At 63.7% G+C, this 24831-nt stretch carries 26 protein-coding genes; 21 read left to right on the top strand and 5 right to left on the bottom strand.

Annotation, left to right across the window (positions count from 1 at the left end):
* Positions 1–52 precede the first annotated feature (52 nt).
* A complete protein-coding gene (locus B7Y64_RS09985; protein ID WP_291328774.1) occupies positions 53–961 on the bottom strand; it encodes an SDR family NAD(P)-dependent oxidoreductase in 909 nt (302 codons plus the stop codon).
* A 144-nt stretch (positions 962–1105) separates the two neighbouring features.
* Between B7Y64_RS09985 and B7Y64_RS09980 the strand changes: the two genes are divergently transcribed.
* The 13 genes from B7Y64_RS09980 to yegQ all read left to right on the top strand — a co-directional run bounded on the left by B7Y64_RS09980 (position 1106) and on the right by yegQ (position 11441).
* Complete coding sequence (locus tag B7Y64_RS09980; RefSeq protein ID WP_291328772.1) at positions 1106–1990, top strand: NUDIX hydrolase; 885 nt, start codon at positions 1106–1108, stop codon at positions 1988–1990.
* A 143-nt stretch (positions 1991–2133) separates the two neighbouring features.
* On the top strand, positions 2134–2415 hold the full coding sequence (locus tag B7Y64_RS09975; RefSeq protein ID WP_024815787.1) for a DUF427 domain-containing protein: 282 nt from the start codon (positions 2134–2136) through the stop codon (positions 2413–2415).
* Positions 2416–2799: 384 nt separating this feature from the next.
* A complete protein-coding gene (locus tag B7Y64_RS09970; protein ID WP_291328769.1) occupies positions 2800–3453 on the top strand; it encodes a DUF938 domain-containing protein in 654 nt (217 codons plus the stop codon).
* Positions 3450–3749, top strand: a complete 300-nt coding sequence (locus tag B7Y64_RS09965) for a 2Fe-2S iron-sulfur cluster-binding protein (RefSeq protein ID WP_024815789.1) — start codon at positions 3450–3452, stop codon at positions 3747–3749. Before B7Y64_RS09970 ends, B7Y64_RS09965 begins: the two co-directional genes overlap by 4 nt.
* A gap of 261 nt (positions 3750–4010) precedes the next feature.
* Positions 4011–5132 (top strand): bifunctional 3,4-dihydroxy-2-butanone-4-phosphate synthase/GTP cyclohydrolase II, encoded by a 1122-nt coding sequence (ribBA, locus tag B7Y64_RS09960; protein WP_024815790.1) that lies wholly within the window; start codon positions 4011–4013, stop codon positions 5130–5132.
* A 3-nt stretch (positions 5133–5135) separates the two neighbouring features.
* Entirely contained in the window at positions 5136–5600 is a 465-nt protein-coding gene (ribH, locus tag B7Y64_RS09955) for a 6,7-dimethyl-8-ribityllumazine synthase (RefSeq protein ID WP_291327133.1), read from the top strand.
* On the top strand, positions 5597–6178 hold the full coding sequence (gene nusB, locus B7Y64_RS09950) for a transcription antitermination factor NusB (RefSeq protein ID WP_291327135.1): 582 nt from the start codon (positions 5597–5599) through the stop codon (positions 6176–6178). The genes ribH and nusB overlap by 4 nt, the downstream gene beginning before the upstream one ends.
* 71 nt (positions 6179–6249) lie before the next feature.
* Positions 6250–7434, top strand: coding sequence for a pyridoxal phosphate-dependent aminotransferase (locus B7Y64_RS09945; protein WP_291327136.1), 1185 nt, complete (start codon positions 6250–6252; stop codon positions 7432–7434).
* A gap of 7 nt (positions 7435–7441) precedes the next feature.
* Positions 7442–7858, top strand: coding sequence for a tol-pal system-associated acyl-CoA thioesterase (ybgC, locus tag B7Y64_RS09940; RefSeq protein ID WP_291327137.1), 417 nt, complete (start codon positions 7442–7444; stop codon positions 7856–7858).
* A complete protein-coding gene (tolQ, locus tag B7Y64_RS09935) occupies positions 7855–8556 on the top strand; it encodes a protein TolQ (RefSeq protein ID WP_291327139.1) in 702 nt (233 codons plus the stop codon). The genes ybgC and tolQ overlap by 4 nt, the downstream gene beginning before the upstream one ends.
* A 14-nt stretch (positions 8557–8570) precedes the next feature.
* Complete coding sequence (locus B7Y64_RS09930; protein WP_024815796.1) at positions 8571–8996, top strand: biopolymer transporter ExbD; 426 nt, start codon at positions 8571–8573, stop codon at positions 8994–8996.
* A gap of 26 nt (positions 8997–9022) precedes the next feature.
* Entirely contained in the window at positions 9023–10000 is a 978-nt protein-coding gene (gene tolA, locus B7Y64_RS09925; RefSeq protein ID WP_291328766.1) for a cell envelope integrity protein TolA, read from the top strand.
* Between the two features lie 70 nt (positions 10001–10070).
* Positions 10071–11441 (top strand): tRNA 5-hydroxyuridine modification protein YegQ, encoded by a 1371-nt coding sequence (gene yegQ / locus B7Y64_RS09920; protein ID WP_291327141.1) that lies wholly within the window; start codon positions 10071–10073, stop codon positions 11439–11441.
* A gap of 522 nt (positions 11442–11963) precedes the next feature.
* On the opposite strand, the gene acnB is transcribed toward yegQ, so the two are convergent.
* From acnB to B7Y64_RS09900, 4 genes are all read right to left on the bottom strand, one after another.
* Positions 11964–14561, bottom strand: coding sequence for a bifunctional aconitate hydratase 2/2-methylisocitrate dehydratase (gene acnB, locus B7Y64_RS09915; protein WP_111866725.1), 2598 nt, complete (start codon positions 14559–14561; stop codon positions 11964–11966).
* 66 nt (positions 14562–14627) lie between these two features.
* The gene (locus B7Y64_RS09910) at positions 14628–15215 is read right to left on the bottom strand and encodes a hypothetical protein (RefSeq protein ID WP_024815800.1); all 588 of its coding nucleotides are present in this window, start codon (positions 15213–15215) and stop codon (positions 14628–14630) included.
* Positions 15216–15237: 22 nt separating this feature from the next.
* Complete coding sequence (locus tag B7Y64_RS09905; protein ID WP_291327145.1) at positions 15238–16326, bottom strand: aldolase/citrate lyase family protein; 1089 nt, start codon at positions 16324–16326, stop codon at positions 15238–15240.
* Between the two features lie 4 nt (positions 16327–16330).
* Positions 16331–17317 (bottom strand): malate dehydrogenase, encoded by a 987-nt coding sequence (locus tag B7Y64_RS09900; RefSeq protein ID WP_024815802.1) that lies wholly within the window; start codon positions 17315–17317, stop codon positions 16331–16333.
* 209 nt (positions 17318–17526) lie between these two features.
* Between B7Y64_RS09900 and B7Y64_RS09895 the strand changes: the two genes are divergently transcribed.
* From B7Y64_RS09895 to B7Y64_RS09860, 8 genes are all read left to right on the top strand, one after another.
* Positions 17527–18315, top strand: coding sequence for a GntR family transcriptional regulator (locus tag B7Y64_RS09895; RefSeq protein WP_024815803.1), 789 nt, complete (start codon positions 17527–17529; stop codon positions 18313–18315).
* Positions 18316–18448: 133 nt separating this feature from the next.
* Complete coding sequence (gene sdhC / locus B7Y64_RS09890; protein WP_024815804.1) at positions 18449–18883, top strand: succinate dehydrogenase, cytochrome b556 subunit; 435 nt, start codon at positions 18449–18451, stop codon at positions 18881–18883.
* A gap of 59 nt (positions 18884–18942) precedes the next feature.
* Positions 18943–19308 (top strand): succinate dehydrogenase, hydrophobic membrane anchor protein, encoded by a 366-nt coding sequence (gene sdhD, locus B7Y64_RS09885; RefSeq protein ID WP_024815805.1) that lies wholly within the window; start codon positions 18943–18945, stop codon positions 19306–19308.
* A 22-nt stretch (positions 19309–19330) separates the two neighbouring features.
* Entirely contained in the window at positions 19331–21139 is a 1809-nt protein-coding gene (gene sdhA, locus B7Y64_RS09880; RefSeq protein WP_024815806.1) for a succinate dehydrogenase flavoprotein subunit, read from the top strand.
* Between the two features lie 20 nt (positions 21140–21159).
* A complete protein-coding gene (locus B7Y64_RS09875; RefSeq protein ID WP_086911871.1) occupies positions 21160–21864 on the top strand; it encodes a succinate dehydrogenase iron-sulfur subunit in 705 nt (234 codons plus the stop codon).
* 15 nt (positions 21865–21879) lie between these two features.
* On the top strand, positions 21880–22194 hold the full coding sequence (locus B7Y64_RS09870; RefSeq protein ID WP_291326591.1) for a succinate dehydrogenase assembly factor 2: 315 nt from the start codon (positions 21880–21882) through the stop codon (positions 22192–22194).
* 61 nt (positions 22195–22255) lie between these two features.
* A complete protein-coding gene (gene gltA, locus B7Y64_RS09865; RefSeq protein WP_291326589.1) occupies positions 22256–23566 on the top strand; it encodes a citrate synthase in 1311 nt (436 codons plus the stop codon).
* Between the two features lie 127 nt (positions 23567–23693).
* Positions 23694–24800, top strand: coding sequence for an S-(hydroxymethyl)glutathione dehydrogenase/class III alcohol dehydrogenase (locus B7Y64_RS09860; protein WP_291326587.1), 1107 nt, complete (start codon positions 23694–23696; stop codon positions 24798–24800).
* Positions 24801–24831: the final 31 nt, after the last annotated feature.

Raw genomic sequence — 24831 nt, 5'->3', positions numbered from 1 at the left:
CGGGGCCGGGCCGGAACTTAGCACGCCGCAGCAACGTCCGCCCGTCGTTGCATCAAACCCTTGCCGCCAGCGCCTTGCCCACTTCGTTGGTGCCCTGGGCTGCGCCGCTTTGTGGTATCTGCTCGCCGGCGCGGTCGGTCACCTCGGCCAGGCGCGCGGCCAGCTGCTCGGGCACATCAGCGCCCAGGCCTAGGTGAATGCCCTGCGTGAGCGTAATGTGCGCCGCCTCGAAGGTGCCCGCGCCCGCGCACAAAATGGTGCGCGTGGGCGCGCTCTCGTGCGCCAGCACCAGCATGGCGGGCACCACGGCCTCGGGTTTCAGGGCGTCCAACACCTCTTGGGGCATCAGGCCCTCGGTCATGCGCGTGGCGGCCGTGGGTGCCAGGGCGTTCACATGGATGTGGTGCTTGGCGCCCTCAATGCCCAGCGTCTGCATCAAGCCCACCTGGGCCAGCTTGGCCGCGCCGTAGTTGGACTGGCCAAAGTTGCCATACAGGCCCGTGGACGATGTGGTCATGACGATGCGGCCATAGTCCTGCGCCACCATGTGCGGCCACACGGCCTTGCAGCAGTTGGCGGCGCCCATCAGGTGCACGTCCACCACCAAGCGGAAATCGGCCATGTCCATCTTGGCAAAGCTCTTGTCACGCAGAATGCCGGCGTTGTTCACCAGAATGTCCACCCTGCCCCAGGCGTCGATGGCCTGTTGCACCATGGCTTCGACCGCCGCAAAGTCGGTGACCGAGGCGCCATTGGCCAGCGCCTCGCCACCGGCAGCGCGAATTTCATCCACCACCGCCTGCGCCGGGCTGACCGAGCCGCCCTCGCCGTGCACGCCGCTGCCCAGGTCATTGACCAGCACCTTGGCGCCGCGCGCCGCCAGTGCCAGCGCGTGCTGGCGGCCCAGGCCGCCACCGGCGCCCGTCACGATGGCCACGCGGCCGTTGAAATTGATCGCCATGCTGTTGCTCTCCTGTCGTCTGGGGGATAAAGAATGCGCGCAGGCTCTGCTACCGTGCACGCTGCGCCATTGCCCTGCACTTTAAGGCACGCCACGCCCGATTGCAGTAGCGGGTGCGACTGCCCAACGCTTTGAAGGATTTCCATGCAACCCGCAGCCCCAGGCCTTCCCGAAACTCCCCGCGCGGCCGCCACCGTGGTGCTGCTGCGCGACAGCACCGCTGGCCCCGAGGTGCTGCTGCTGCGCCGCAACGCCCAGGCATCCAACATGGCGGGGGTGTATGTGTTTCCCGGCGGCAAGCTCGATGCCGACGACGCCACCCTGGATGCTGACACCCACCTCGACCAGCCCCACGCCACCCTGCATGCAAACTTGAACGAACCCGACACCCACAGCGCCACCGCTGCCGGCCTGTATGTGGCCGCGCTGCGCGAAGCGCTGGAGGAATGCGGCCTGCTGCTGGCCGAGCCCCTGGGCGGCACCTCGGCGGTGAATGCCACCCGCGCACGCGCCATGCTGCGCGAAGGCCAGCCGTTTGCGCAGGTGCTGGGCGCACTACAGCTGCGCCTGCAAACCCGCCAGCTCGCGCCCTGGTCGCGCTGGGTGACGCCGCTGGCACCCACCATGGGCACCCGCCGCTTTGACACGCGCTTTTTTGTCGCCCAGGCGCCCGCCGACCAGACCGCGCTGCACGACAACGAAGAAACCACCGACAGCGTGTGGCTGGCGCCGCGCGCGGCACTAGAGCAATACCGCGATGGCCGCATCGACCTGGCGCCGCCGCAAATCATGAGCCTGGCCCATCTGGCGCGCCACGCCAGCGTGGCCAGCGTGCTGGATGCCGCGCGCCGCCAGCCTCCGCCCCTCATCCTGCCCGAGCCGTTTGACCACAACGGCGTGCGCGTGCTCTGCTACCCCGGCGACGCCATGCACCCGGTGCGCGAGCGCGCCCTGCCCGGCCCCACGCGGCTGCACTACCACGCGCGCCGCTTCACCCCCGAAGACGGGTTTGAGGCGCTGTTTCGCTGACCCGCGACAATTCATGGGCAGCGCCGCGGTGGCATGGCCGTGCTGCACACCGGTGGCGGCCCTTGGCCATTACTACTAAATTTATAGCTGCTCGCGCTTGTGCAGCAAGCGCTACAGCCCGTTTTTACTGTAAAAGGATTCCCATGAAAGCAACTTGGAACGGCGTGGTGGTTGCCGAGAGCGACGACACCGTGCTGATGGACGGCAACCACTACTTTCCCGAAAGTGCGCTCAAACGCGAGTTCGTTACCTTCAGCAACCACAAGACCATGTGCCCTCGCAAAGGCCAGGCCACCTATCTGTCGCTGCTGGTCCAGGGCGAGCTCAACCCCGATGCCGCCTGGACCTATGCCGACCCCAAGCCCGAGGCCGAAGAGATCCGTGGCCGCATTGCGTTCTGGAAAGGCGTCAAGGTAGCCGCCTGATGCACCCTGACGGCGCATGGAAGCCGCACCCAGCCCCCTCGGGTTATCCCTGCCCGCACTGGACAATCATGTGGATAACTTTTGACAAGCCCTGTATGGCAACGCCAAGTGCTTGATTTGTAAAGGAATCCCCTGCACCGCCTGTTTTTTAGGCAGCACAGGCCCCAGGGGCACCGGCTTATCCCAGCCCACACGGGACAATGCTGTGGATAACTTTTGACAAGCCCTGTATGGCCGCGCCAAGTCCTTGATTGGTAAAGGAATCCGTCGCATTGCCTACTTTTTAAGCATGCGCCCGGTGAAAAGCAGTTTGCGTAAAGCACTCATTTTTTAATAGCTATTAGCGCTTTACCCATAATCGCCAGAGCCACTTTTTATTCAAAAATGTCCTCCGAAGCCCGTGCACACAGCCCTGCCGCCGCGCGCAACAGTGGCCCCATCCTGGAAGTGCTGCAGACCTTGCTGCCCCAGCAGGGCGCCGCGCTGGAGATTGCCAGCGGCACGGGCCAGCATGCGGCCTGCTTTGCGGCGGCCTTGCCCGGCTGGACCTGGCAGCCCACGGATGCGCAGCCAGCGGGCTTCGCCTCGATCGCCGCGTGGAGCGCCGACGCAAGCGCCCGCAACGTGCACGCACCGCTGCTGCTGAACGTGCTGTCCGACCGCTGGCCCAGCACGGGCCCTGCGTTCGATGCACCCTTTGACCTCATTTATTGCGCCAACATGCTGCACATTGCGCCCTGGGCCTGCTGCGCCGGTCTGATGCAGGGCGCCGCCCGCCACCTGGCGCCCACGGGGCACCTGGTGACCTACGGCCCCTACCTCGAAATCAATGTGCCCACATCCCCCGGCAACCTGGCGTTTGATGCCAGCCTGCGCGCGCAGAACCCGGCCTGGGGCATTCGTGCACTCAGCGATGTGGCGCGGCAAGCGCAGCACGCCGGCCTGCGTCTGGCCGCGCGCCACGCGCTGCCCGCCAACAACCTGCTGCTGGTGTGGCAACACGCCGCCCCCAGCGCCCCACCCACCCTGAAACCATGAGCGACTCTTCCCTTTCCCCCATGACAGCGCCCTTTTTCATTGCCCGCGTTGCCCCCGACGGTGCGCAATGCGATGCCTGGCCCGACCAGCCCCTGCTGGTTTCGCTGGAGCAAGGCGGCATTGACTGGCCCAGCTCGTGCCGAAACGGCACCTGCCGCACCTGCCTGGGGCAGCTGCGCCAGGGCAGCGTGCGCTACGAGATCGAGTGGCCGGGCCTGTCCACCGAAGAAATGGCCGAGGGCTGCGTGCTGCCGTGCGTGGCCTATCCCGTGAGCGATGTCGAACTGCAAGCCTGAACCCCGTGGCACGTCGCATTGCGGCGGCAAGGCTGCACGGTATCGCCCTGAACTTGCCGGAGGCGGCGGCAGGGCACCCCGGTCTGAACTAAAATCATGGGCTTTGGAGCTCTGCGCACCGCGCTGATCTCTGCACCGTGCGGCCGCGCCGCATCGCATGTTCTTTGGGGCGGGCCTTTCGGGCCTGCACAGCCGTCTGGCCTCTCGGGAACCTGCGCTGCAGCCCGACCGCTCACTGCGGCCCCCAACGAAAGCCCTCCCATGAACACCCCCCTCACCCCCGCGCCCATCTCGCCGGTGCAAGAAATCGTGGCCGAGATGCGCGCCGGGCGCATGGTCATCCTGGTGGATGAAGAAGACCGCGAAAACGAAGGCGACCTGGTGCTGGCCGCCGACCATGTCACGCCCGAGGCCATCAACTTCATGGCACGCTTTGGCCGGGGCCTGATCTGCCTGACGCTCACGCGTGAACGCTGCGAGTTCCTGAAGCTCCCGCCCATGGCCACGCGCAACGGCACCGCCTACAGCACGGCGTTTACCGTGTCGATCGAAGCCGCCGAGGGCGTGACCACCGGCATCTCGGCCGGCGACCGTGCGCGCACCGTGCAGGTGGCCGTGTCCAGGAGCAGCCAGGCCAGCGACCTGGTGCAACCCGGCCACATCTTCCCGCTGCAGGCGGTGGACGGCGGCGTGCTCATGCGCGCAGGCCACACCGAGGCCGGTTGCGACCTGTCTGCCATGGCCGGCTGCAGCCCCGCCGCCGTGATCTGCGAGATCATGAAGGACGACGGCACCATGGCGCGCCTGCCCGACCTGCAGGTGTTTGCGGCCGAGCACGGCATCAAGATCGGCACCATCGCCGACCTGATCGAACACCGCAGCCGCACCGAGTCGCTGGTCGAAAAGGTGGGCACGCGCACGCTGCAAACGGCCTACGGCGAGTTCACCGCCCACGCGTACCGCGACAAACCCAGCGGCGCGGTGCACCTGGCACTGGTCAAGGGCCAGTGGGGCGCGGACGAAGTGGTGCCCGTGCGCGTGCACGAGCCACTGTCGGTGCTGGATGCGCTCGAAGTCAACCGCTCCATGCACTCGTGGGGGCTGGACACCAGCCTGCACTATCTGGATGCACAGGGCAAGGGCGTGGCCGTGCTGCTCAACTGCGGCGAAAGCGCCGCGCAGCTGCTGGCCCAGTTTGAAGGCACCGCCCGCGCGGCCCAGGCGCCCGAGCGCGGCCGCATGGACCTGCGCACCTACGGCGTGGGCGCGCAGATTTTGCGCGAATGCGGCGTGCAAAAGATGCAGCTCATGGGCCAGCCACGGCGCATGCCCAGCATGGCCGGTTATGGCCTCGAAATCACCGGCTACATCCCCAAGGAATAAACCATGTTGAACGCAGACAAGGGAGCCGCAAGCGGGCTCGACGGCAGCAAGCTGCACATCGGCATCGTGCAAGCGCGCTTCAACGAAGGCATCACCAACGCACTGGCCAAAGCCTGCCGCGAAGAACTGCAGGCCCTGGGCGTGCCAGACGATCACATCCAGTATGTGATGGTGCCGGGTGCCCTGGAGGTGCCCGTGGCGCTGCAGGCCATGGCCGAAAGCGACAATTTCGACGCGCTGATCGCGCTAGGCTGCATCATCCGCGGCGAAACCTACCACTTCGAACTGGTGGCCAACGAATCGGGCGCTGGCGTGACCCGGCTGGCGCTGGACTACCAGCTGCCCATTGCCAACGCCATCATCACCACCGAAAACCTGGAACAAGCCATTGCCCGCCAGACCGACAAGGGCCGCGACGCCGCCCGCGTGGCCGTGGAAATGGCGAACCTGCTGGAAGAACTGTCATGACCGATCCCACCACGCCCGCTGCGCCCCCTTCTGCATCCCCCGCTGCACGCCCACCCAAGCAGGCGCGCACAGGCGTCAAGAGCAACGGCGTGCGCAAGGCGGCGTCCAAGTCCAACCGCAGCCGCGCCCGCGAGTTTGTGCTGCAGGCGCTTTACCAGCACATCGTGGGGCGCAACGAAGCCACGGCCATTGACTCGTTCACGCGCGATCTGGCCGGTTTTCACAAGGCCGACGCCGCGCATTACAACGCCGTGCTGCACGGCTGCATCAACACGGCAGCCGAACTCGACGCCTTGATCACGCCGCTGCTCGACCGCAAGATGGCCGAGATCTCGCCCATCGAGCACGCCACCATGTGGATCGGCGTGTACGAGTTTCAGCATTGCCTGGATGTGCCCTGGCGCGTGGTGCTCAACGAGTGCATCGAGCTGGCCAAGGAATTTGGCGGCACCGACGGCCACAAATATGTGAATGCCGTGCTCAACGGCCTGGCGCCCCGCCTGCGCACGGCCGAAGTGGCCGCCGACAAGGGCGCAGCGCCTGCTGCCGCCCCCGCCAGCACCGACGCTGGCGCCTGAACCGGCCCCGGGCCGCACTGCGGCCCGCTTTTTCCCGCCACCCCCGCGCAGCGCGGGCAGGATCCCTCCCCATGAAGTTTTCCAGGCGCGCCGAGCGCATTGAACCGTTTTATGTGATGGAAGTGGCCAAGGCCGCCCAGGCCATGGCCCGCAAGGTGGCCGGCAGCAGCCAGCCCATGATTTTTCTGAACATTGGCGAGCCCGATTTCACGGCGCCCCCGCTGGTGCAGGAAGCCGCCGCACGCGCTGTGCACGACGGCGCCACGCAATACACCCAGTCGCTGGGCTACGAGCCCCTGCGCGAGCGCATCAGCGGCTGGTACCAGCAGCGCTTTGGCGTGAACGTGCCCGCGCGCCGCATCGTGGTGACGGCGGGCGCCTCGGCAGCGCTGCACCTGGCCTGCCTGGCATTGATCGAGGCCGGCGACGAAGTGCTGATGCCCGACCCAAGCTACCCCTGCAACCGGCATTTTGTGAGCGCCGCCGAAGGCAACGCCATACTGATCCCCACCACCTCCGCCGAGCGCTACCAGCTCAGCGCCGAGAAGGTGCAGGCCGCCTGGAACAGCAAGACACGGGGCGTGTTGCTGGCCTCGCCCTCCAACCCCACGGGCACCTCCATTGCGCAGGGCGAGCTGCGCCGCATCCACGGCGTGGTGCAGGACCGGGGCGGCGTGACGATGATCGACGAGATCTACCTCGGCCTTTCGTACGACGATGCCTTCGGCCAGACGGCCCTGGCCATTGACGATAACGTCATCAGCATCAACAGCTTCAGCAAATATTTCAACATGACGGGCTGGCGCCTGGGGTGGATGGTGGTGCCCGATGCCATGGTGCCCGTGGTCGAGCGCCTGGCGCAAAACCTGTTCATCTGCGCCAGCACCGTGTCGCAAATGGCAGCCATGGCCTGTTTTGAGACCGAGAGCATTGCCGAATACGAACGCCGGCGCGCCGAGTTCAAGGCCCGGCGCGACTACTTCATCCCTGAACTGCAGGCACTGGGCCTTGCCGTGCCCGTGATGCCCGACGGCGCTTTTTATGCCTGGGCCGACTGCACAGCCGCGTGCGAAAAACTCGGCGTGCAGGGAAGCTGGGACTTTGCCTACGAGGTGATGCGCCGCGCCCATTTGGCGGTGACGCCAGGGCGCGACTTCGGCACCTTTGATCCGCAGCGATTCGTGCGCTTCTCGACGGCCAACTCCATGGCACAGTTGCAGGAATCGGTGGCACGCCTGCGCGGGCTGCTGGGCTGAAAGAACCATGCCCTTCGAATTTCCCGTTCGCATTTATTGGGAAGACACCGATGCCGGCGGCATCGTGTTCTATGCCAACTACCTCAAGTTCTTTGAACGCGCCCGCACCGAGTGGCTGCGCTCGCTGGGCATTGGCCAGCAACAGCTGAGGGAACAAACGGGCGGGATCTTCGTCGTAACCGATGCCCGCTTGCGCTACCTGCGCCCGGCACGCCTGGACGATGAACTCATTGTTACCGCCCAATTGCAGGAAACCGGCCGCGCATCCTTGACAATCGTGCAGCAGGCGCTATTGAATAATGAGCAAGCACCCAATCATCCGCGCGTTTTGCTGAGCGAAGGCACCATCCGTATCGGCTGGGTGGATGCCGCCAGCATGCGCCCCGCAAGAATCCCGAGCACCCTTCTGGAACAACTTTCATGAATTCCCAAGACATGTCCATCCTCTCCCTGGTGCTGCAAGCCAGCTGGGTGGTGCAACTCGTCATGCTGCTGCTGCTGATCGTCTCCGTCTCCAGCTGGGCCGCCATCTTTCGCAAGCTGTTTGCCTTGAAACGCGTCAAGGCGCTCAATGAGGATTTCGAGCGCGATTTCTGGTCGGGCACCAGCCTCAACGACCTGTACGCCAGCGCCGCACAAAACGCCAAGAACGCCGGCCCCATGGAACGCATCTTTGCCAGCGGCATGCGCGAATACCAGAAACTGCGCGAGCGCCGCATCACCGACCCCGGCACGCTGCTCGACGGCGCCCGCCGCGCCATGCGTGCCAGCTTTCAGCGCGAGATGGATGTGGTCGAATCGAGTCTGTCGTTCCTGGGTTCGGTGGCCTCGGTGAGCCCCTATGTGGGCCTTTTTGGCACGGTGTGGGGCATCATGCACGCCTTTACGGGCTTTGCCGGCATGGAGCAAGTCACGCTGGCCACCGTGGCACCCGGCATTGCCGAGGCGCTGGTGGCCACCGCCCTGGGCCTGTTTGCCGCCATTCCGGCCGTGATTGCCTACAACCGTTTTGCGCGCGACATCGACCGCGTGGCCAACCACCAGGAGACCTTCATCGAAGAGTTCTCCAACATCCTGCAGCGCAACCTGGGTGCCCACCCCGGCTCGCCCTCAGGCCACTGAAGCGGGAGCCCACCATGCCCGCAATGGCCTCGCGCACCGGCAGCCGCCGCCGCTCCATGAACGAAATCAACATGGTGCCCTTCATCGATGTGATGCTGGTGCTGCTGATCATTTTCATGGTGACTGCGCCCATGCTGACGCCCAGCGCCATCAACGTTCCCTCGGTGGGCAAAGGCAGCAAGCCACCCAAGACGTTTGGCCAGGTGATTGTCAACAAGGACGGTAGCCTGAAACTCAAGACCGATGGCAACGAACGCCCCATGAGCTTGCAGGAGCTGGGCAGTGCCGCGAAAACCTGGCAGGCCAGCCAGCCCGCTGACACGCCCATCCTCATCAGCGCAGAAAAAACCGTAACCTACGAGACCGTGGTGAAAGCCATGGACGCACTGCAAAAGGCCGGCGTGCAGCGCGTGGCCCTCTCCGTCAAGCAGGGCGGCTGACCGCCAGCCCGCCCCATCATCACCGCATGCACGCCAACGACGACCGCGACCAGTTTGCCCCGCCCCGGCCACCGGCACGCCTGCGCGCCATTGCGCTGGCCGTGCTGGCGCATGCCATTCTGATTGCAGCCCTGACCTGGGGCGTGAACTGGAAAAGCAGCTCCGACATGCCCGCCGTACAGGCCGAACTGTGGTCGGCCGTGCCGCAGCAGGCGGCGCCCCGGGCCGTTGAACCCCCAGCGCCCCCGCCCCCGCCGCAGCCCGAGCCGCCCAAACCCACGCCGGACCCGCCCCCTCCGCCCCCACCACGGCAGGCAGAGCCAGACACCCGCGAAGCCGACATCGCCATCGAACGCGAGAAAAAGCGCCTGGAACAAGAAAAGAAAGAACGCCAGCAGCAACTCGAACGCGAAAAACACGAGCGTGAGCGCAAGGAAGACGAGCGCCGCGAACGGCTGGAGCAGGAGAAAAAAGAACGCCTGCAAAAGGAAAAGGCCGAGCAGCAAAAAGCCGAGCGCGAGAAAGAACGCCTGGAAAAACTGGACAAGCAAAAGCAGCTGGCTGACGACAAGAAGCGCCAGGCGCAGGAAGCCCAGCGCAAGCAGGAAGCCCTGGAAAAAGCCAGCGCCCAGGCCGCAGAGGCCCGCCGGCAGGAGAACATCCGCCGCATGCAAGGCCTGGCGGGTGCTACAGGCGGCGAAAACGCCACAGGCACCGCCCTGCGTAATTCCGGCCCCTCGGGCAACTACGGTGGCAAGGTGGCAGCCAAGGTTCGGCCCAATATCGTGTACCCGGATGCCATCGCAGGCAATCCGCGCGCGGTGGTGCAGGTGCGCGCTGCGCCCGATGGCACCATCGTGGGCAAAAAACTGATCCAGTCGAGCGGCAACAAGGCCTGGGACGATGCCGTGCTGCGCGCGCTGGACAAAACCGAGTCGCTGCCCCGCGATGTAGATGGACGTGTTCCGTCCACGCTGGAAATAGGCTTTCGCCCACAAGACTGAAGATCCTTGCGCCCGACTGCTTTGCTGAGCTAAGGCAGAGCGGTTTTCATGGCCTCGGCCACAATGCACCATGACCCTGAAAAGCCCTGAACTGCTGCTGCCCGCCGGCTCACTCGACAAGATGCGCGCCGCTTACGACTTTGGCGCCGACGCCATCTACGCCGGCCAGCCGCGCTACAGCCTGCGCGCACGCAACAACGAATTCCGCCAGGAGCAGATCGAGCAGGGCATCCTTGAAGCCCATGCACGCGGCAAAAAGTTCTTTCTGACCAGCAACCTGCTGCCGCACAACGACAAGGTGCGCACCTACCTGCGCGATATCGAACCCATCATCGCCATGCGGCCCGACGCCCTCATCATGGCCGACCCGGGCCTCATCATGATGGTGCGCGAAAAATGGCCCGAGGTGCCCATCCACCTCTCGGTGCAGGCCAACACCGTGAACTATGCGGCCGTGAAGTTCTGGCAAAAGGTGGGCGTGGCGCGCATCATCCTCTCGCGCGAGCTGAGCCTTCATGAAATCGCCCAGATCCGCCAGGAATGCCCCGACATGGAGCTCGAAGTGTTCGTGCACGGCGCACTGTGCATCGCCTACTCGGGCCGCTGCCTGCTCTCGGGCTACTTCAACCGGCGCGACCCCAACCAGGGCACCTGCACCAACGCCTGCCGCTGGAACTACGCCACCCAGCCCGCAGCGGTAGACCCCAACACCGGCGAAGCCATGGCCGTGCGCATGGAGGGCGACTTCAACTTCAACAAGGCGCAAGAGGACGACAACGCCGCCTTTGCCGCCTGCGGCGGGGGCGAGCGCCACCCGTTGGCCGACCAGGTCTACCTGCTCGAAGAGAAGGAGCGCCCCGGCCAGCTCATGCCCATCATGGAAGATGAGCACGGCACCTACATCATGAACAGCAAAGACCTGCGCGCCGTCGAGCATGTGCAGCGCCTGGTGGAAATCGGAGTCGATTCCCTCAAGATCGAGGGCCGCACCAAGAGCCAGTATTACGTCTCGCGCACGGCGCAGATCTACCGCCGCGCCATCGACGACGCCGTGGCGGGCCGCCCGTTCAACCCCGAGCTCATCACCGAACTCGAAGGCCTGTCCAACCGCGGCTACACCGCCGGCTTCCTGGAACGCCGCCCCGCCAACGACTACCAGAACTACGAAACCGGCAGCTCCGAGGCCCGGCGCAGCCAGTTTGTCGGCGAGGTCAAGGCCGTGCAGGATGGCTGGGCCGAGGTGGAAACAAAAAACCGCTTCGCGGTGGGCGACCTGCTGGAAATCATCCACCCCGGCGGCAACCGCACGGTGCGACTGGAACAGATGCGCGGTCTTGAAGGCGAAGAACTGCAAGTAGCCTCGGGCAGCCCGCTGCGCGTGCGCATCCCGCTGGCAGGTCCGGCCGAAGGCGCCTTGCTGGCGCGCGTGTTCGAAGCCTAGAAAATTTAAGTCAAATAAGCCTCTAGCGCTTATACAGCAAGCGCTACTAGCTATTAAGTTAATAGTAAAAAGCCCGGTGCTCTTACGAACTAGGCGTTACATAAAAGTGTTGATGCCTTTGGCATGATTTCTAAGAATCCCTCTGAGCGGTTTTGCTCAGAGGGATTTTTTTTCAAGGCAAAGCTCACGGCAGTGGGGTACAGGTCAACTTCTTCAAGAACGTCAGCTGCGAGGCATTCGGCGTTCCTGAAACGCTGCACCGCGTCAGTCGGTCCAAGGTCTCTCTCCCGGCCGCAGGGAGTTACATCCGAGTAGGTGGGCTTCGCGGGCCAAGCGCGAGATAGGTCGGCCAGGGCAGGCCCCCTGAACCACTGAAGAAATCTTCGGCAGAAAAACGCCCTCTGAAACATGATGTCTCAGAGGGCGAATCAAGTGCTCCCGACTAGAGCGTCAACACTTTTATGTAACGCCTAGCTCTTACGAACACCGGGCTTTTTTTCAGCCCCGAAGGGCGTGAATCGTTCAGGCGGATACGCCGTCTGCCACGTCCTTGTACTCGGCGATCTGATCGAAGTTCATGTACTTGTAGATCTTGTCGCCGTTGGCGCTGAGCACACCCATGTCAGCCAGGTACTCGGCCTTGGTCGGGATGCGGCCCAGCTTGGAAGCAATGGCCGACAGCTCGGCCGAACCCAGGTACACGTTGGTGTTCTTGCCCAGGCGGTTGGGGAAATTACGCGTGCTGGTGGACATCACGGTAGCGCCTTCCTTCACCTGGGCCTGGTTGCCCATGCAAAGCGAGCAACCCGGCATTTCCATGCGGGCACCAGCGGCGCCGAACACGCCGTAGTGGCCTTCTTCGGTGAGCTGGTGGGCGTCCATCTTGGTGGGCGGTGCCATCCACAGCTTGACGGGGATGTCCTTCTTGCCTTCGAGCAGCTTGGAAGCCGCACGGAAGTGGCCGATGTTGGTCATGCACGAGCCAATGAACACTTCGTCGATCTTGGCACCGGCCACGTCCGACAGCGTCTTGGCGTCATCGGGGTCGTTGGGGCAGCAGACGATGGGTTCGGTGATCTCGGCCAGGTCGATCTCGATCACGGCGGCGTATTCGGCGTCGGCATCGGGTGCCAGCAGCTCAGGCTTGGCCAGCCAGGCTTCCATGGCCTGGATGCGGCGGCCGATGGTGCGTGCATCAGCGTAGCCCTGGGCGATCATGTTCTTCAGCAGCACGATATTGCTGTTGATGTATTCGATGATCGGTTCTTTGTTCAGGCGCACGGTGCAACCGGCGGCAGAGCGCTCGGCCGAGGCATCGGACAGCTCGAACGCCTGCTCAACCTTCATGTCAGGCAAGCCTTCGATTTCGAGAATGCGGCCCGAGAAGATGTTCTTCTTGCCCTGCTTTTCCACCGTCAGCAGGCCCGCCTTGATGGCATACAGCGGAATCGCGTGCACCAGGTCGCGCAGCGTCACGCCGGGTTGCATCTGGCCCTTGAAGCGCACCAGAACCGATTCAGGCATATCAAGCGGCATCACGCCCGTGGCGGCAGCAAAGGCCACCAGGCCAGAGCCGGCGGGGAAGCTGATACCAATGGGGAAACGGGTGTGCGAATCGCCGCCGGTGCCCACGGTGTCGGGCAGCAGCATGCGGTTGAGCCAGCTGTGGATGATGCCGTCGCCAGGCTTGAGCGAGATGCCGCCACGGTTGCTGATGAACTCGGGCAGCTCGTGGTGCATCTTCACGTCCACGGGCTTGGGGTAAGCGGCCGTGTGACAGAACGACTGCATGACGAGGTCGGAGCTGAAGCCCAGGCAGGCCAGGTCCTTGAGTTCGTCGCGGGTCATGGGGCCGGTGGTGTCTTGCGAGCCCACCGAGGTCATGCGCGGCTCGCAATAGGTGCCGGGCAGCACGCCCATCTGGTTGCCATCCTTTGCAGGCAGGCCGCAGGCACGGCCAACCATCTTCTGCGCCAGCGTGAAACCCTTGCCGGTGGCGGCAGGCACTTGCGGCAGGCGGAACAGCGTGGAGGGCGCCAGGCCCAGGGCCTCGCGCGCCTTGGTGGTCAGGCCACGGCCGATGATCAGCGGAATGCGGCCACCGGCGCGCACTTCGTCAAACAGCACTTCGCTTTTCACTTCGAATTCAGCGATGACGTTGCCATCCTTCAAAGCCTTGCCAGCGTAGGGCAGCAGCTCGATCTCGTCGCCCATGTTCATCTGGCTTACGTCGAGCTCGATGGGCAGCGCGCCCGCGTCTTCCATGGTGTTGTAGAAGATGGGGGCAATCTTGCTGCCCAGGCACACGCCGCCAAAGCGCTTGTTGGGCACAAAGGGGATGTCTTCGCCGGTGAACCACAGCACGCTGTTGGTGGCCGACTTGCGGCTGGAACCGGTGCCCACCACGTCGCCCACATAGGCCACGAGGTTGCCCTTGGCGCGCAGGTCTTCGATGAACTTCACCGGGCCGCGTTTGCCGTCTTCTTCAGGGGTGATGCCGTCGCGCTTGTTCTTGAGCATGGCCAGCGCGTGCAGCGGGATGTCGGGGCGGCTCCAGGCATCGGGCGCGGGCGACAGGTCGTCGGTGTTGGTTTCGCCAGTGACCTTGAGCACGGTGAGCTTGATGCTCTGGGGCACTTCGGGGCGGCTGGTAAACCATTCGGCGTCGGCCCAGCTTTGCAGCACGGCCTTGGCGAAGGTGTTGCCCTTGTCGGCCTTTTCCTTGACGTCATGGAACTGGTCGAACATGAGCAGCGTCTTCTTGAGCGCTTCGGCAGCCACGGAAGCCACGGCAGCGTCGTCAAGCAGATCGATCAGCGGCGTGAGGTTGTAGCCGCCCAGCATGGTGCCCAGCAGTTGCGTGGCCTTCTCACGGCCGATGAGGCTGCACACTTCCGTGCCATGGGCCACGGCGGCCAGGTAGCTGGCCTTGACCTTGGCGGCATCGTCCACGCCCGCAGGCACACGGTGCGTGATCAGGTCGACCAGGGTTGCTTCCTCGCCAGCAGGCGGGTTTTTCAGCAGCTCGATCAGTTCGCTGGTCTGCTTGGCGCTCAAGGGCAGTGGCGGAATGCCCAATGCAGCACGTTCGGCCACATGGTCACGGTAGGCTTTCAACATCAATTTTCTCCGGTTGCGTTCTAAAGTGGGGTGGGTGCGGCCTGGGGGCCAGGCGCACGGGAATCGTTATTGTTTGGCGACGGGCAGAGGTTCCAGCACGCTGGGGATCGGGTTCTTCTTGATGGCCTCGGCAACCAGGTTCTGCTCGGGGCTCATGCATTCGTCTGCCAGGCGCTGGCCACGCTTTTGGTCCATGAGCATGGACTTGTTGGCGATCTGCAGCCACACAGCGCCGCCCCGCTGGTCTTCCAGACGCACAGCGCCGGTGGATGTGGCTACGGGGGTCATGCGGTACTTGAAGCCCTTGCCTTCCACATCGAAGCGGCCGGGCGAGGCTGGGTCGGCCTTGAGCGTGACGTGCGCGCCCAATTCGCAGGCGATGTGGCCCACATGCACGCGCTCGGCAATGGCCAGTTCGTCCGGCGAGAGGGCGGCCTCGGCAGCCATGATGCCTGCTGCCACCTGACCGGTGGCGGACTTGAGCTGGACGCGGCTGCTGGTGGGCTTGGCCTTGGCGGTTTTGGCGGCGGCGGCTTTGGCAGGGGCCTTGGCGGTTGCCTTGGTGGCAGGCTTGGCGGCAGACGGGGCGGGTGTCTGGGCCAGCACAAAGGCGGGCGCCAGCAGCATGAGGGCAGAAGCGATAAAGGTTTTCATCAGGGATCCTGCAGGTGAGGGTTCAGGGACAGAGAGAGACAGACGGAGTAAACCACGGGCACACGGCCGCGGGCAAGCTGCGCCCGGTGCTGTGCGCACGCTCCAGAACCTGCCAGTAATAGCGAAAACTGGCGCGGTCATGCAATGCGCCATCAAAACTGATGGGAGCCCAATCAGCGTCTGCGGCAGCAGCTATTATTTTTGAAGCAACTTCAATGTCATCCTGCGTGGGCCCAAAGGCCTCCAGGATGGGGCGAATCTGCGCGGGGTGGATGCTCCACATGCGCGTGTAGCCAAACTCGCGTGCAGCGCGGCTGGCTGCGGCCTGCATGGCCACCATATCGCTGAATTCGGTTACCACGCAGTGCGATGGCACCTTGCCATGGGCATGGCAGGCCGAGGCGATTTCGAGCTTGGCGCGCACCACCAGCGGGTGCGTGAACTGCCCGGCAGAGGCCATGGCCGATGCGGGAATGGCACCGCCGTGGGCCGACACAAAATCCATCAAGCCAAAGCTCAGGCTTTGCACGCGGGGATGCGCGGCAATCTCGAAAGCCCGGTGCACTGCGGCCGGGGATTCGATCAGCACCTGCAGGGGCAGATGGGCCGCCGATGTGCCCTGCAGGGCTTTTTCTGCCCGCAAAACATCGTCCACCGACTCCACCTTGGGCAGCATGATGTGGTTGAGCCGATGACCGGCCTCGCCGGCAATGGTGGCCATGTCGTTGGCAAATGCGGGGTGGTCCACGGGGTGAACGCGAACGCCCACGCGCGCTGCCGGGGCGGCATCGCGCGCCAGGGCGGCCACCACGACCGCATGCGCCGCTTCATCGCCCACCGGGGCTCCGTCTTCGCAGTCCAGCGTCACGTCAAAAACGCAAGCGCCGAATTCCTCGGTCATCTGTGCCTGCAATTGCAGGCTCTTGAGCATGCGCGCCGGCGCACCGCTGTAGTGATCGCAAACCGGCAAGGCGGCAGAAGCCGCCTGCGCACCCAGCAGCACATCGCGAGGATGGGCACGCACGACCCCGCCACTCACGGCGTGGGCTGCTTCGCCCCCCCCGGGAGGAACGGAGCCTGAGGATGGTTCTGCGCGGCGCACAACGCTCATGGGATCAGAGCAGGTGCTTGACGCCGTCTTGCTCGCCCTGCAGCTCGGCCAGCGTGATGTTGATGCGCTCTTGCGAGAACGCGTCAATTTCCAGGCCTTCGACGATCTTGTACTCGCCGTTTTCGCAGGTGACAGGAAAGCCGAACATGGTGTCCTTGGGAATGCCGTACTGGCCATCCGAAGGAATACCCATGGTGACCCACTTGCCGTTGGTGCCCAGGGCCCAGTCGCGCATGTGGTCGATGGCTGCGTTGGCAGCCGATGCCGCCGACGACAGGCCACGTGCCTCAATGATGGCTGCGCCGCGCTTGCCCACGGTGGGCAGGAAGGTGTTGGCGTTCCATTCCTGGTCGTTGATCATCTTGGCAACGCTCTCGCCGTTGATGGTGGCAAAGCGGTAGTCGGCGTACATCGTGGGCGAATGGTTGCCCCAGACGGTGAGTTTTTCGATGTCGGCCACGGCCTTGCCGGTCTTGGCAGCGATCTGGCTGGCAGCGCGGTTGTGGTCGAGGCGCAGCATGGCGGTGAAGTTCTTGCGTGGCAGGTCAGGCGCGCTCTTCATGGCGATGTAGGCGTTGGTGTTGGCGGGGTTGCCCACCACCAGCACCTTGACGTCGCGGCTGGCCACGGCATTCAGGGCCTTGCCTTGTGCGGTGAAGATGGCACCGTTGACGGCCAGCAGCTCGGCGCGCTCCATGCCGGGGCCGCGGGGGCGCGAACCCACCAGCAAGGCGTAATCGGCATCCTTGAAGGCGGTCATGGGGTCGCTGTGGGCGGTCATCTCCACGAGCAGCGGGAAAGCGCAGTCGTCGAGTTCCATCATCACGCCCTTGAGCGCTTTTTGTGGGCCTTCCACGGGAACTTCGAGCAATTGCAGGATGACCGGCTGGTCCTTGCCCAGCATTTCGCCCGAGGCGATACGGAACAGCAGGGCGTAACCGATTTGACCAGCAGCGCCGGTAACGGCAACACGGACGGGCTTCTTGCTCATGGTGAAAACTCCAGGAAGTGGAAAAAACAGATGTAGATGCAGCGCAAGCACCAGCCCTGTTACCAGCAACCCGTGCCCTGCAAAACAGCCTTGGAGTTTACCGCCGATTGCTGCGAAAGGTCAATTTGTCTTATGTCTTATATAAGATATGATCCAACCCGGTTACCAGCCAGAGAATACGCCTCGCATAACCACCCCAGCCATTTGCCATGTCCTCGCTTCCGTTCAATGTTGACGCGCCCTCGCCGCCTCCCGGCGGTGTTGGTGCATTGACGCCGGCATTCAGCCCGCTGTACCAGCAGATCAAGGCCTTGATCCTGCAAAGCCTGCAGCAGGGTGAATGGAAGCCCGGTGAAGCCATTCCCAGCGAGATGGATTTGGCGGCGCGGTTTCGGGTGAGTCAGGGCACGGTCCGCAAGGCCATTGACGAGCTGGCGGCCGACAATCTGGTGATGCGGCGACAGGGCAAGGGCACTTTTGTCGCCACCCATGCCGAGCAGCATGTGCAATACCGTTTTCTGAAGCTTTTGCCCGACACCGGCGATGCCAGTGTGGAGGGGCCGGCGCAACGCACCGTGCTGGATTGTCGGCGCGTGCGCGCCAGCGCCGACGTGGCGCGCGCCCTGGCCTTGCGCAGTGGCGACCCGGTGGTACAGGCGCGGCGCATTCTGTCGTTTGCCGGCGAACCCACCATTCTCGAAGACATCTGGCTCCCCGGCCAGGCCTTCAAGGGCCTGACAGCCGAGCAGATGGCGAACTACCAAGGTCCGACCTATGCCATGTTCGAGCTGGATTTCGGTGTGCGCATGGTGCGGGCCGAAGAAAAAATCCGAGCCGTGCTGGCCGACGGTGAGCAGGCGCAGCTTCTGCACACCCCCGCTGGCACGCCCTTGCTGAGCGTGGAGCGCACCGCCTACACCTACAACGATGTTCCCATGGAGTTACGGCGTGGTCTTTACCGCACCGACACACACCATTACCACAACGAATTGAGCTGAAACACGCCTGCACTTGAGAAGAATCGTCAAAATATTGCGCCAGTGGACAACCCTACTTGTTGCGTTGCAATAGAATTTTGCGTTGTTTGCATCTTCAAATTACAAAGCAGTTACATCCACGAAAGCACCCGCCATGACAGAGCTAGCCAAAAAACGGCCTGAATTCCGCAATATCAACGCCTTCAAGGACCTCACTACTTACCGCATGACGCCGGCTGCATGGGTTTCGATCCTGCACCGTGCCAGCGGTGCTGTGATGTTTCTGCTGCTGCCGTTCGTGCTGTGGATGTTCGACACCTCGGTGTCCTCCGAAATTTCCTTTGGCACCTTCAAAGCCGCCTTCAACTCTGGCCTGGGCTTCGCTCCCGGCTGGTTCATCAAGCTGGTGGCGCTGGGTCTTATCTGGGCCTATCTGCACCACCTGATCGCCGGTGTGCGCCACTTGTGCATGGACGTGAGCCATGACGCCGTCAGCAAGCAGTTCGGCAAGACCTCTGCCCTGGTGACACTGGTCATCAGCATTGGCCTGACGCTGGTGCTTGCAGCCAAGCTGTTCGGCCTGTATTGATTCACCCCGCGGCGGCGCCGGGTCCGGCGTGCCGCGCAATGACTAAGAGGAAACCCACCATGTCCGACAACTTCGGTTACAAACGCACCGTCGTAGGTGCCCACTATGGCCTGCGCGACTGGCTGAGCCAACGCGTGACTGCCGTTCTGATGGCACTGTTCACGCTGATCCTGCTCGTGCAACTGGTTCTGACCAAAGGCCCCATCGGCTATGACCGCTGGGCGTCCATTTTCTCCAGCCAATGGATGAAAGTGCTCACGTTCTGCGTGATCCTGGCACTCATCTGGCACGCCTGGGTAGGCATGCGCAACATCTGGATGGATTACATCAAGCCGGTGGGCCTGCGCCTTGTGCTGCAGATTTTCACCATCGTCTGGCTGGTCGGCTGTGCCGGCTGGGGTATCCAGGTTTTGTGGCGTCTCTGATTCCCGCGACTGAAGGCAAATAATGAGCTACACCAACGCTAACATCACCAAGCGCAAGTTCGACGTCGTCATCATTGGCGCCGGCGGCTCCGGCATGCGCGCCGCGCTTGAACTCTCCCGCGCAGGCCTTAATGTGGCCTCGCTGTCCAAGGTGTTTCCCACCCGCAGCCACACCGTGGCGGCACAAGGCGGCGTTTCGGCCTCGCTGGGCAACATGTCCGAGGACAACTGGCACTACCACTTCTACGACACCATCAAGGGCTCTGACTGGCTGGGCGACCAGGACGCCATCGAGTTCATGTGCCGTGAAGCACCCAAGGTGGTGTACGAGCTCGAACACTTCGGCATGCCGTTCGACCGCAACCCTGACGGCACGATCTACCAGCGCCCGTTTGGCGGCCACACCGCCAACTACGGCGAAAAACCCGTGCAGCGCGCCTGCGCCGCCGCCGACCGCACCGGCCACGCCATGCTGCACACGCTGTACCAGCAGAACGTCAAGGCCAAGACCAACTTCTTCGTGGAGTGGATGGCACTGGACCTGATCCGCGACGCCGATGGCGACGTGGTCGGCGTGACGGCCCTCGAAATGGAAACCGGCGACCTGTACATCCTGGAAGCCAAGACCGTGCTGCTGGCCACCGGCGGTGCCGGCCGCATCTTTGCCGCATCCACCAACGCCTTCATCAACACCGGTGACGGCCTGGGCATGGCGGCCCGCGCCGGCATTGCGCTGCAGGACATGGAGTTCTGGCAGTTCCACCCCACCGGCGTGGCCGGTGCTGGCGTGCTGCTGACCGAAGGCTGCCGTGGCGAAGGCGCCATCTTGCTCAACAGCAATGGTGAGCGCTTCATGGAGCGCTACGCGCCCACCCTGAAAGACTTGGCACCGCGCGATTTCGTCTCGCGTTCGATGGACCAGGAAATCAAGGAAGGCCGTGGCTGTGGTCCGAACAAGGACTACGTGATGCTCAAGCTCAGCCACCTGGGTGCAGACACCATCCACAAACGACTGCCTTCGGTGTATGAAATTGGCGTCAACTTCGCCAACGTGGACATCACCAAGGAAGACATTCCCGTGGTGCCCACCATCCACTACCAGATGGGCGGCGTGCCCACCAACATCAATGGCCAGGTGATCACCCAGGCCAATGGCATCAACAACGCCGTGGTGAACGGCCTGTATGCCGTGGGCGAATGCGCCTGCGTGAGCGTGCACGGCGCCAACCGCCTGGGCACCAACTCGCTGCTGGACCTGCTGGTGTTTGGCAAGGCCGCTGGCCGCCACATCGTCGAGTTCAACAACAAGAACAAGGAGCACAAGCCCCTGCCCAAGGATGCGGCCGACCGCACCCTCGAACGCCTGAACCAGCTCGACAAGTCCAGCGACGGCATCTACGCGCAGAACCTGGCCGGCGACATCCGCACCACCATGCAGCAGCATGCCGGCGTGTTCCGCACCCAGGCAAGCATGGACGAAGGCGTCAAGAAGATCGCCGAACTGCGCAACCGCGTGGCGGGCGTCACACTCAAGGACAAGTCCAAGGTGTTCAACACCGCGCGCATCGAGGCGCTGGAAGTGGACAACCTGATCGAAGTGGCCCAGGCCACCATGGTGTCTGCCGCAGCCCGCAAGGAATGCCGTGGCGCCCACACCGTGTACGACTACGAGCACCCCGCTGACCACGCCGAATTCCCGCTGGGTCGCAACGACAAGGAGTGGCTCAAGCACACGCTGTGGTACAGCGAAGGCAGCCGCCTTGATTACAAGCCCGTCAACCTCAAGCCTTTGACGGTGGACAGCGTTCCTCCGAAGGTCCGTACGTTCTAAATCGTCACGAGAGAAGAAACATGCAAAAACGCACATTCCAAATCTACCGCTACGATCCGGACAAGGATGCCAAGCCCTACATGCAGACCATCGAGATCGAACTCGACGGCCATGAGCGCATGCTGCTGGACGCGCTGATCAAGCTCAAGGAACAGGATCCCACGCTGTCGTTCCGCCGCTCCTGCCGCGAAGGGGTCTGCGGTTCGGACGCCATGAACATCAATGGCAAGAACGGCCTGGCCTGCCTGACCAACATGAACACGCTCAAGGGCACCATCGTGCTCAAGCCGCTGCCGGGCCTGCCCGTGATCCGCGACCTGATCGTGGACATGACGCAGTTCTTCAAGCAATACAACTCGATCAAGCCCTACCTGATCAACGAAGAACTGGCGCCTGACCGTGAGCGCCTGCAGTCGCCCGAAGAGCGCGAAGAGCTCAACGGCCTATACGAGTGCATCCTGTGCGCCAGCTGCTCCACAAGCTGCCCCAGCTTCTGGTGGAACCCCGACAAGTTCGTGGGCCCGGCAGGTCTGCTGCAGGCCTACCGCTTCATCGCCGACAGCCGCGATGACGCCACGGGTGCGCGCCTCGACAACCTCGAAGACCCCTACCGCCTGTTCCGCTGCCACACCATCATGAACTGCGTGGACGTGTGCCCCAAGGGCCTGAACCCCACGCGCGCCATCGGCAAGATCAAGGAACTGATGGTGCGTCGCGCCATCTGAAGCGCGTTCAAAGCCATGGGTGAAACGTCCACCATCGCCAGCGCAGCAGCCTCACCGCTGCTGGACGAGCGCGCACTGAGCAAGCTGCACTGGCGCTGCAGGAGGGGGCTGCTGGAGAACGACCTGTTCATCGAGCAGTTTTTCACCCGCTTTGAGCCCCAGTTGACCCAACGCCACGCCGACGGCCTGATGGCCCTGATGGACCTGGCGGACAACGACCTGCTGGACCTGTTGCTGCGCCGCCGCGAGCCACAGGCCCCGCTGGACACACCAGAAGTGCACGAAGTGCTGGGCATGCTGCGGCAAGGCGGCAGCACCGCGGTGCAATAGTGCCCCGACACTGAATCGATAGCCCCAGACCGGATCTCCGAAACCCCAAAGGAAATTAACAATGAAGCTAGCTGACAACAAAGCCACCCTGTCGTTCAGTAACGGCAGCCCCAGCGTGGACATGCCGGTCTACCAGGGCAGCATTGGCCCGGACGTCATCGACATCCGCAAGCTGTACGCTCAAACCGGCATGTTCACCTACGACCCCGGTTTCCTGTCCACGGCGTCGTGCCAGTCCGCCATCACCTACATCGACGGCGACAAGGGCGAGTTGCTGTACCGCGGCTACCCCATCGAACAACTGGCCACGCAGTGCGACTACCTGGACACCTGCTACCTGCTGCTCAAGGGCGAGCTGCCCAACGCCACCCAGCGGGGTGATTTTCACAAGCTGGTGCTCGACCACACCATGGTCAACGAGCAGATGCAGTTCTTCCTGCGCGGTTTCCGCCGTGATGCGCACCCCATGGCTGTGCTGACGGGCCTAGTGGGCGCCATGTCGGCCTTCTACCATGACAGCACCGACATCAACAATCCGCAGCACCGCGACATCGCCGCGATCCGCCTGATCGCCAAGATGCCCACGCTGGTCGCCATGGCCTACAAATACGGCGTCGGCCAGCCCTACATGTACCCGCGCAACGATCTGTCGTACTCCGGCAACTTCCTGCGCATGATGTTCGGCACGCCCTGCGAAGACTACAAGGTCAACCCGGTGCTTGAGCGCGCCCTGGACCGCATCTTCATCCTGCACGCCGACCACGAGCAAAACGCCTCGACCTCCACGGTGCGCCTGTGCGGCTCGTCGGGCACCAACCCGTTTGCGGCCATCTCGGCGGGCGTGGCCTGCCTGTGGGGCCCTGCCCACGGTGGCGCCAACGAAGCCTGCCTGAACATGCTGGAAGACATCCAGCGCCAGGGCGGCGTGGCCAAGGTGGGCGAATTCATGGAGAAGGTCAAGGACAAGAACTCCGGCGTCAAGCTGATGGGTTTTGGCCACCGCGTCTACAAGAACTACGACCCCCGCGCCAAGCTCATGCAGGAAACCTGCAACGAAGTGCTCAAGGAGCTGGGCCTGGAAAACGATCCGCTGTTCAAGCTGGCCAAGGAACTGGAAAAGATCGCCCTCGAAGACGACTACTTCGTCTCGCGCAAGCTCTACCCGAACGTGGACTTCTACTCCGGCATCGTGCAGCGCGCCATGGGCATTCCAGTGAACCTGTTCACCGGCATCTTCGCGCTGGCCCGCACCGTCGGCTGGATTGCCCAGCTGAACGAAATGATCAGCGACCCCGAGTACAAGATCGGCCGCCCGCGCCAACTGTTCACCGGCTCGGTGCGCCGCGATGTGCCGCCCCTGACGGCCCGTTGATCTGCGGCGCGCCCAGCGCGCCCAGCAGCCCCAAAGCCCGCCGCACCCCGGCGGGCTTTTTTCTGCCCGTTACCAACCCGCGCCGGTGCCCGTATAGTGCTGCGACACCGTTACCTGAGGATCCCCCATGAAAACCAAAGCCGCCGTCGCCTGGCAAGCAGGCCAGCCCCTGACCATTGAAACCGTGGACCTCGACGGCCCCAGATTCGGCGAAGTGCTGGTCGAGATCAAGGCCACCGGCATCTGCCACACCGACTACTACACGCTCTCGGGCGCCGACCCCGAAGGCATCTTCCCGGCCATCCTGGGCCACGAAGGCGCGGGCATCGTGGTGGACGTGGGGCCGGGCGTGACCACGCTCAAGAAGGGCGACCATGTCATTCCGCTGTACACCCCCGAATGCCGCCAGTGCAAGTTCTGCCTGTCGCGCAAGACCAACCTGTGCCAGCTGATTCGCGGCACGCAGGGCAAGGGCCTGATGCCCGACGCCACCAGCCGCTTCAGCCTGGATGGCAAGCCCATTTTTCACTACATGGGCACCAGCACCTTCAGCAACTACACCGTGGCACCCGAGATTTCGCTGGCCAAGATCCGCGAGGACGCGCCCTTTGACAAGGTCTGCTACATCGGCTGCGGCGTCACCACCGGCATCGGCGCGGTGATCTTCACCGCCAAGGTCGAGGCCGGCGCCAACGTGGTCGTGTTCGGCCTGGGCGGCATCGGCCTGAACGTGATCCAGGGCGCCAGGATGGTGGGTGCCGACAAGATCATCGGCGTGGACATCAACCCCGCACGCCAGGAGATGGCGCGCAAGTTCGGCATGACGCACTTCATCAACCCGAAAGAGGTGGAGAACGTGGTGGATGCCATCGTGCAGCTCACCGACGGCGGCGCCGACTACAGCTTCGAGTGCATCGGCAACACCACCGTGATGCGCCAGGCGCTCGAATGCACGCACAAGGGCTGGGGCCGCAGCATCATCATCGGCGTGGCCGAGGCCGGCGCCGAGATCAGCACCCGCCCCTTCCAGCTGGTCACCGGCCGCAAGTGGGAGGGCTCGGCCTTCGGTGGCGCACGCGGCCGCACCGACGTGCCCAAGATCGTGGACTGGTACATGGAGGGCAAGATCAACATCGACGACCTGATCACCCACACCATGCCGCTTGAAGACATCAACAAGGGGTTCGACCTGATGAAGCGCGGCGAGTCCATCCGCGGCGTGGTCATTTATTGATTAAATCGGCCTCTAGCGCTTTATCCATAAG

Origin of the sequence: Acidovorax sp. 35-64-16 (genome assembly GCF_002281195.1) — a bacterium.
In the GTDB taxonomy this organism is placed as follows: Bacteria; Pseudomonadota; Gammaproteobacteria; order Burkholderiales; family Burkholderiaceae_C; genus Acidovorax; species Acidovorax defluvii.
This window is presented reverse-complemented; position numbering and strand designations above follow the sequence as displayed.

Bases quoted from the DNA above. Each gene is read 5' to 3' on its own strand.
- B7Y64_RS09985 (WP_291328774.1), bottom strand. From the start codon at position 961: ATGGCGATCAATTTCAACGGCCGCGTGGCCATCGTGACGGGCGCCGGT.
- B7Y64_RS09980 (WP_291328772.1), top strand. From the start codon at position 1,106: ATGCAACCCGCAGCCCCAGGCCTTCCCGAAACTCCCCGCGCGGCCGCC.
- B7Y64_RS09975 (WP_024815787.1), top strand. From the start codon at position 2,134: ATGAAAGCAACTTGGAACGGCGTGGTGGTTGCCGAGAGCGACGACACC.
- B7Y64_RS09970 (WP_291328769.1), top strand. From the start codon at position 2,800: ATGTCCTCCGAAGCCCGTGCACACAGCCCTGCCGCCGCGCGCAACAGT.
- B7Y64_RS09965 (WP_024815789.1), top strand. From the start codon at position 3,450: ATGAGCGACTCTTCCCTTTCCCCCATGACAGCGCCCTTTTTCATTGCC.
- ribBA (WP_024815790.1), top strand. From the start codon at position 4,011: ATGAACACCCCCCTCACCCCCGCGCCCATCTCGCCGGTGCAAGAAATC.
- ribH (WP_291327133.1), top strand. From the start codon at position 5,136: ATGTTGAACGCAGACAAGGGAGCCGCAAGCGGGCTCGACGGCAGCAAG.
- nusB (WP_291327135.1), top strand. From the start codon at position 5,597: ATGACCGATCCCACCACGCCCGCTGCGCCCCCTTCTGCATCCCCCGCT.
- B7Y64_RS09945 (WP_291327136.1), top strand. From the start codon at position 6,250: ATGAAGTTTTCCAGGCGCGCCGAGCGCATTGAACCGTTTTATGTGATG.
- ybgC (WP_291327137.1), top strand. From the start codon at position 7,442: ATGCCCTTCGAATTTCCCGTTCGCATTTATTGGGAAGACACCGATGCC.
- tolQ (WP_291327139.1), top strand. From the start codon at position 7,855: ATGAATTCCCAAGACATGTCCATCCTCTCCCTGGTGCTGCAAGCCAGC.
- B7Y64_RS09930 (WP_024815796.1), top strand. From the start codon at position 8,571: ATGCCCGCAATGGCCTCGCGCACCGGCAGCCGCCGCCGCTCCATGAAC.
- tolA (WP_291328766.1), top strand. From the start codon at position 9,023: ATGCACGCCAACGACGACCGCGACCAGTTTGCCCCGCCCCGGCCACCG.
- yegQ (WP_291327141.1), top strand. From the start codon at position 10,071: ATGACCCTGAAAAGCCCTGAACTGCTGCTGCCCGCCGGCTCACTCGAC.
- acnB (WP_111866725.1), bottom strand. From the start codon at position 14,561: ATGTTGAAAGCCTACCGTGACCATGTGGCCGAACGTGCTGCATTGGGC.
- B7Y64_RS09910 (WP_024815800.1), bottom strand. From the start codon at position 15,215: ATGAAAACCTTTATCGCTTCTGCCCTCATGCTGCTGGCGCCCGCCTTT.
- B7Y64_RS09905 (WP_291327145.1), bottom strand. From the start codon at position 16,326: ATGAGCGTTGTGCGCCGCGCAGAACCATCCTCAGGCTCCGTTCCTCCC.
- B7Y64_RS09900 (WP_024815802.1), bottom strand. From the start codon at position 17,317: ATGAGCAAGAAGCCCGTCCGTGTTGCCGTTACCGGCGCTGCTGGTCAA.
- B7Y64_RS09895 (WP_024815803.1), top strand. From the start codon at position 17,527: ATGTCCTCGCTTCCGTTCAATGTTGACGCGCCCTCGCCGCCTCCCGGC.
- sdhC (WP_024815804.1), top strand. From the start codon at position 18,449: ATGACAGAGCTAGCCAAAAAACGGCCTGAATTCCGCAATATCAACGCC.
- sdhD (WP_024815805.1), top strand. From the start codon at position 18,943: ATGTCCGACAACTTCGGTTACAAACGCACCGTCGTAGGTGCCCACTAT.
- sdhA (WP_024815806.1), top strand. From the start codon at position 19,331: ATGAGCTACACCAACGCTAACATCACCAAGCGCAAGTTCGACGTCGTC.
- B7Y64_RS09875 (WP_086911871.1), top strand. From the start codon at position 21,160: ATGCAAAAACGCACATTCCAAATCTACCGCTACGATCCGGACAAGGAT.
- B7Y64_RS09870 (WP_291326591.1), top strand. From the start codon at position 21,880: ATGGGTGAAACGTCCACCATCGCCAGCGCAGCAGCCTCACCGCTGCTG.
- gltA (WP_291326589.1), top strand. From the start codon at position 22,256: ATGAAGCTAGCTGACAACAAAGCCACCCTGTCGTTCAGTAACGGCAGC.
- B7Y64_RS09860 (WP_291326587.1), top strand. From the start codon at position 23,694: ATGAAAACCAAAGCCGCCGTCGCCTGGCAAGCAGGCCAGCCCCTGACC.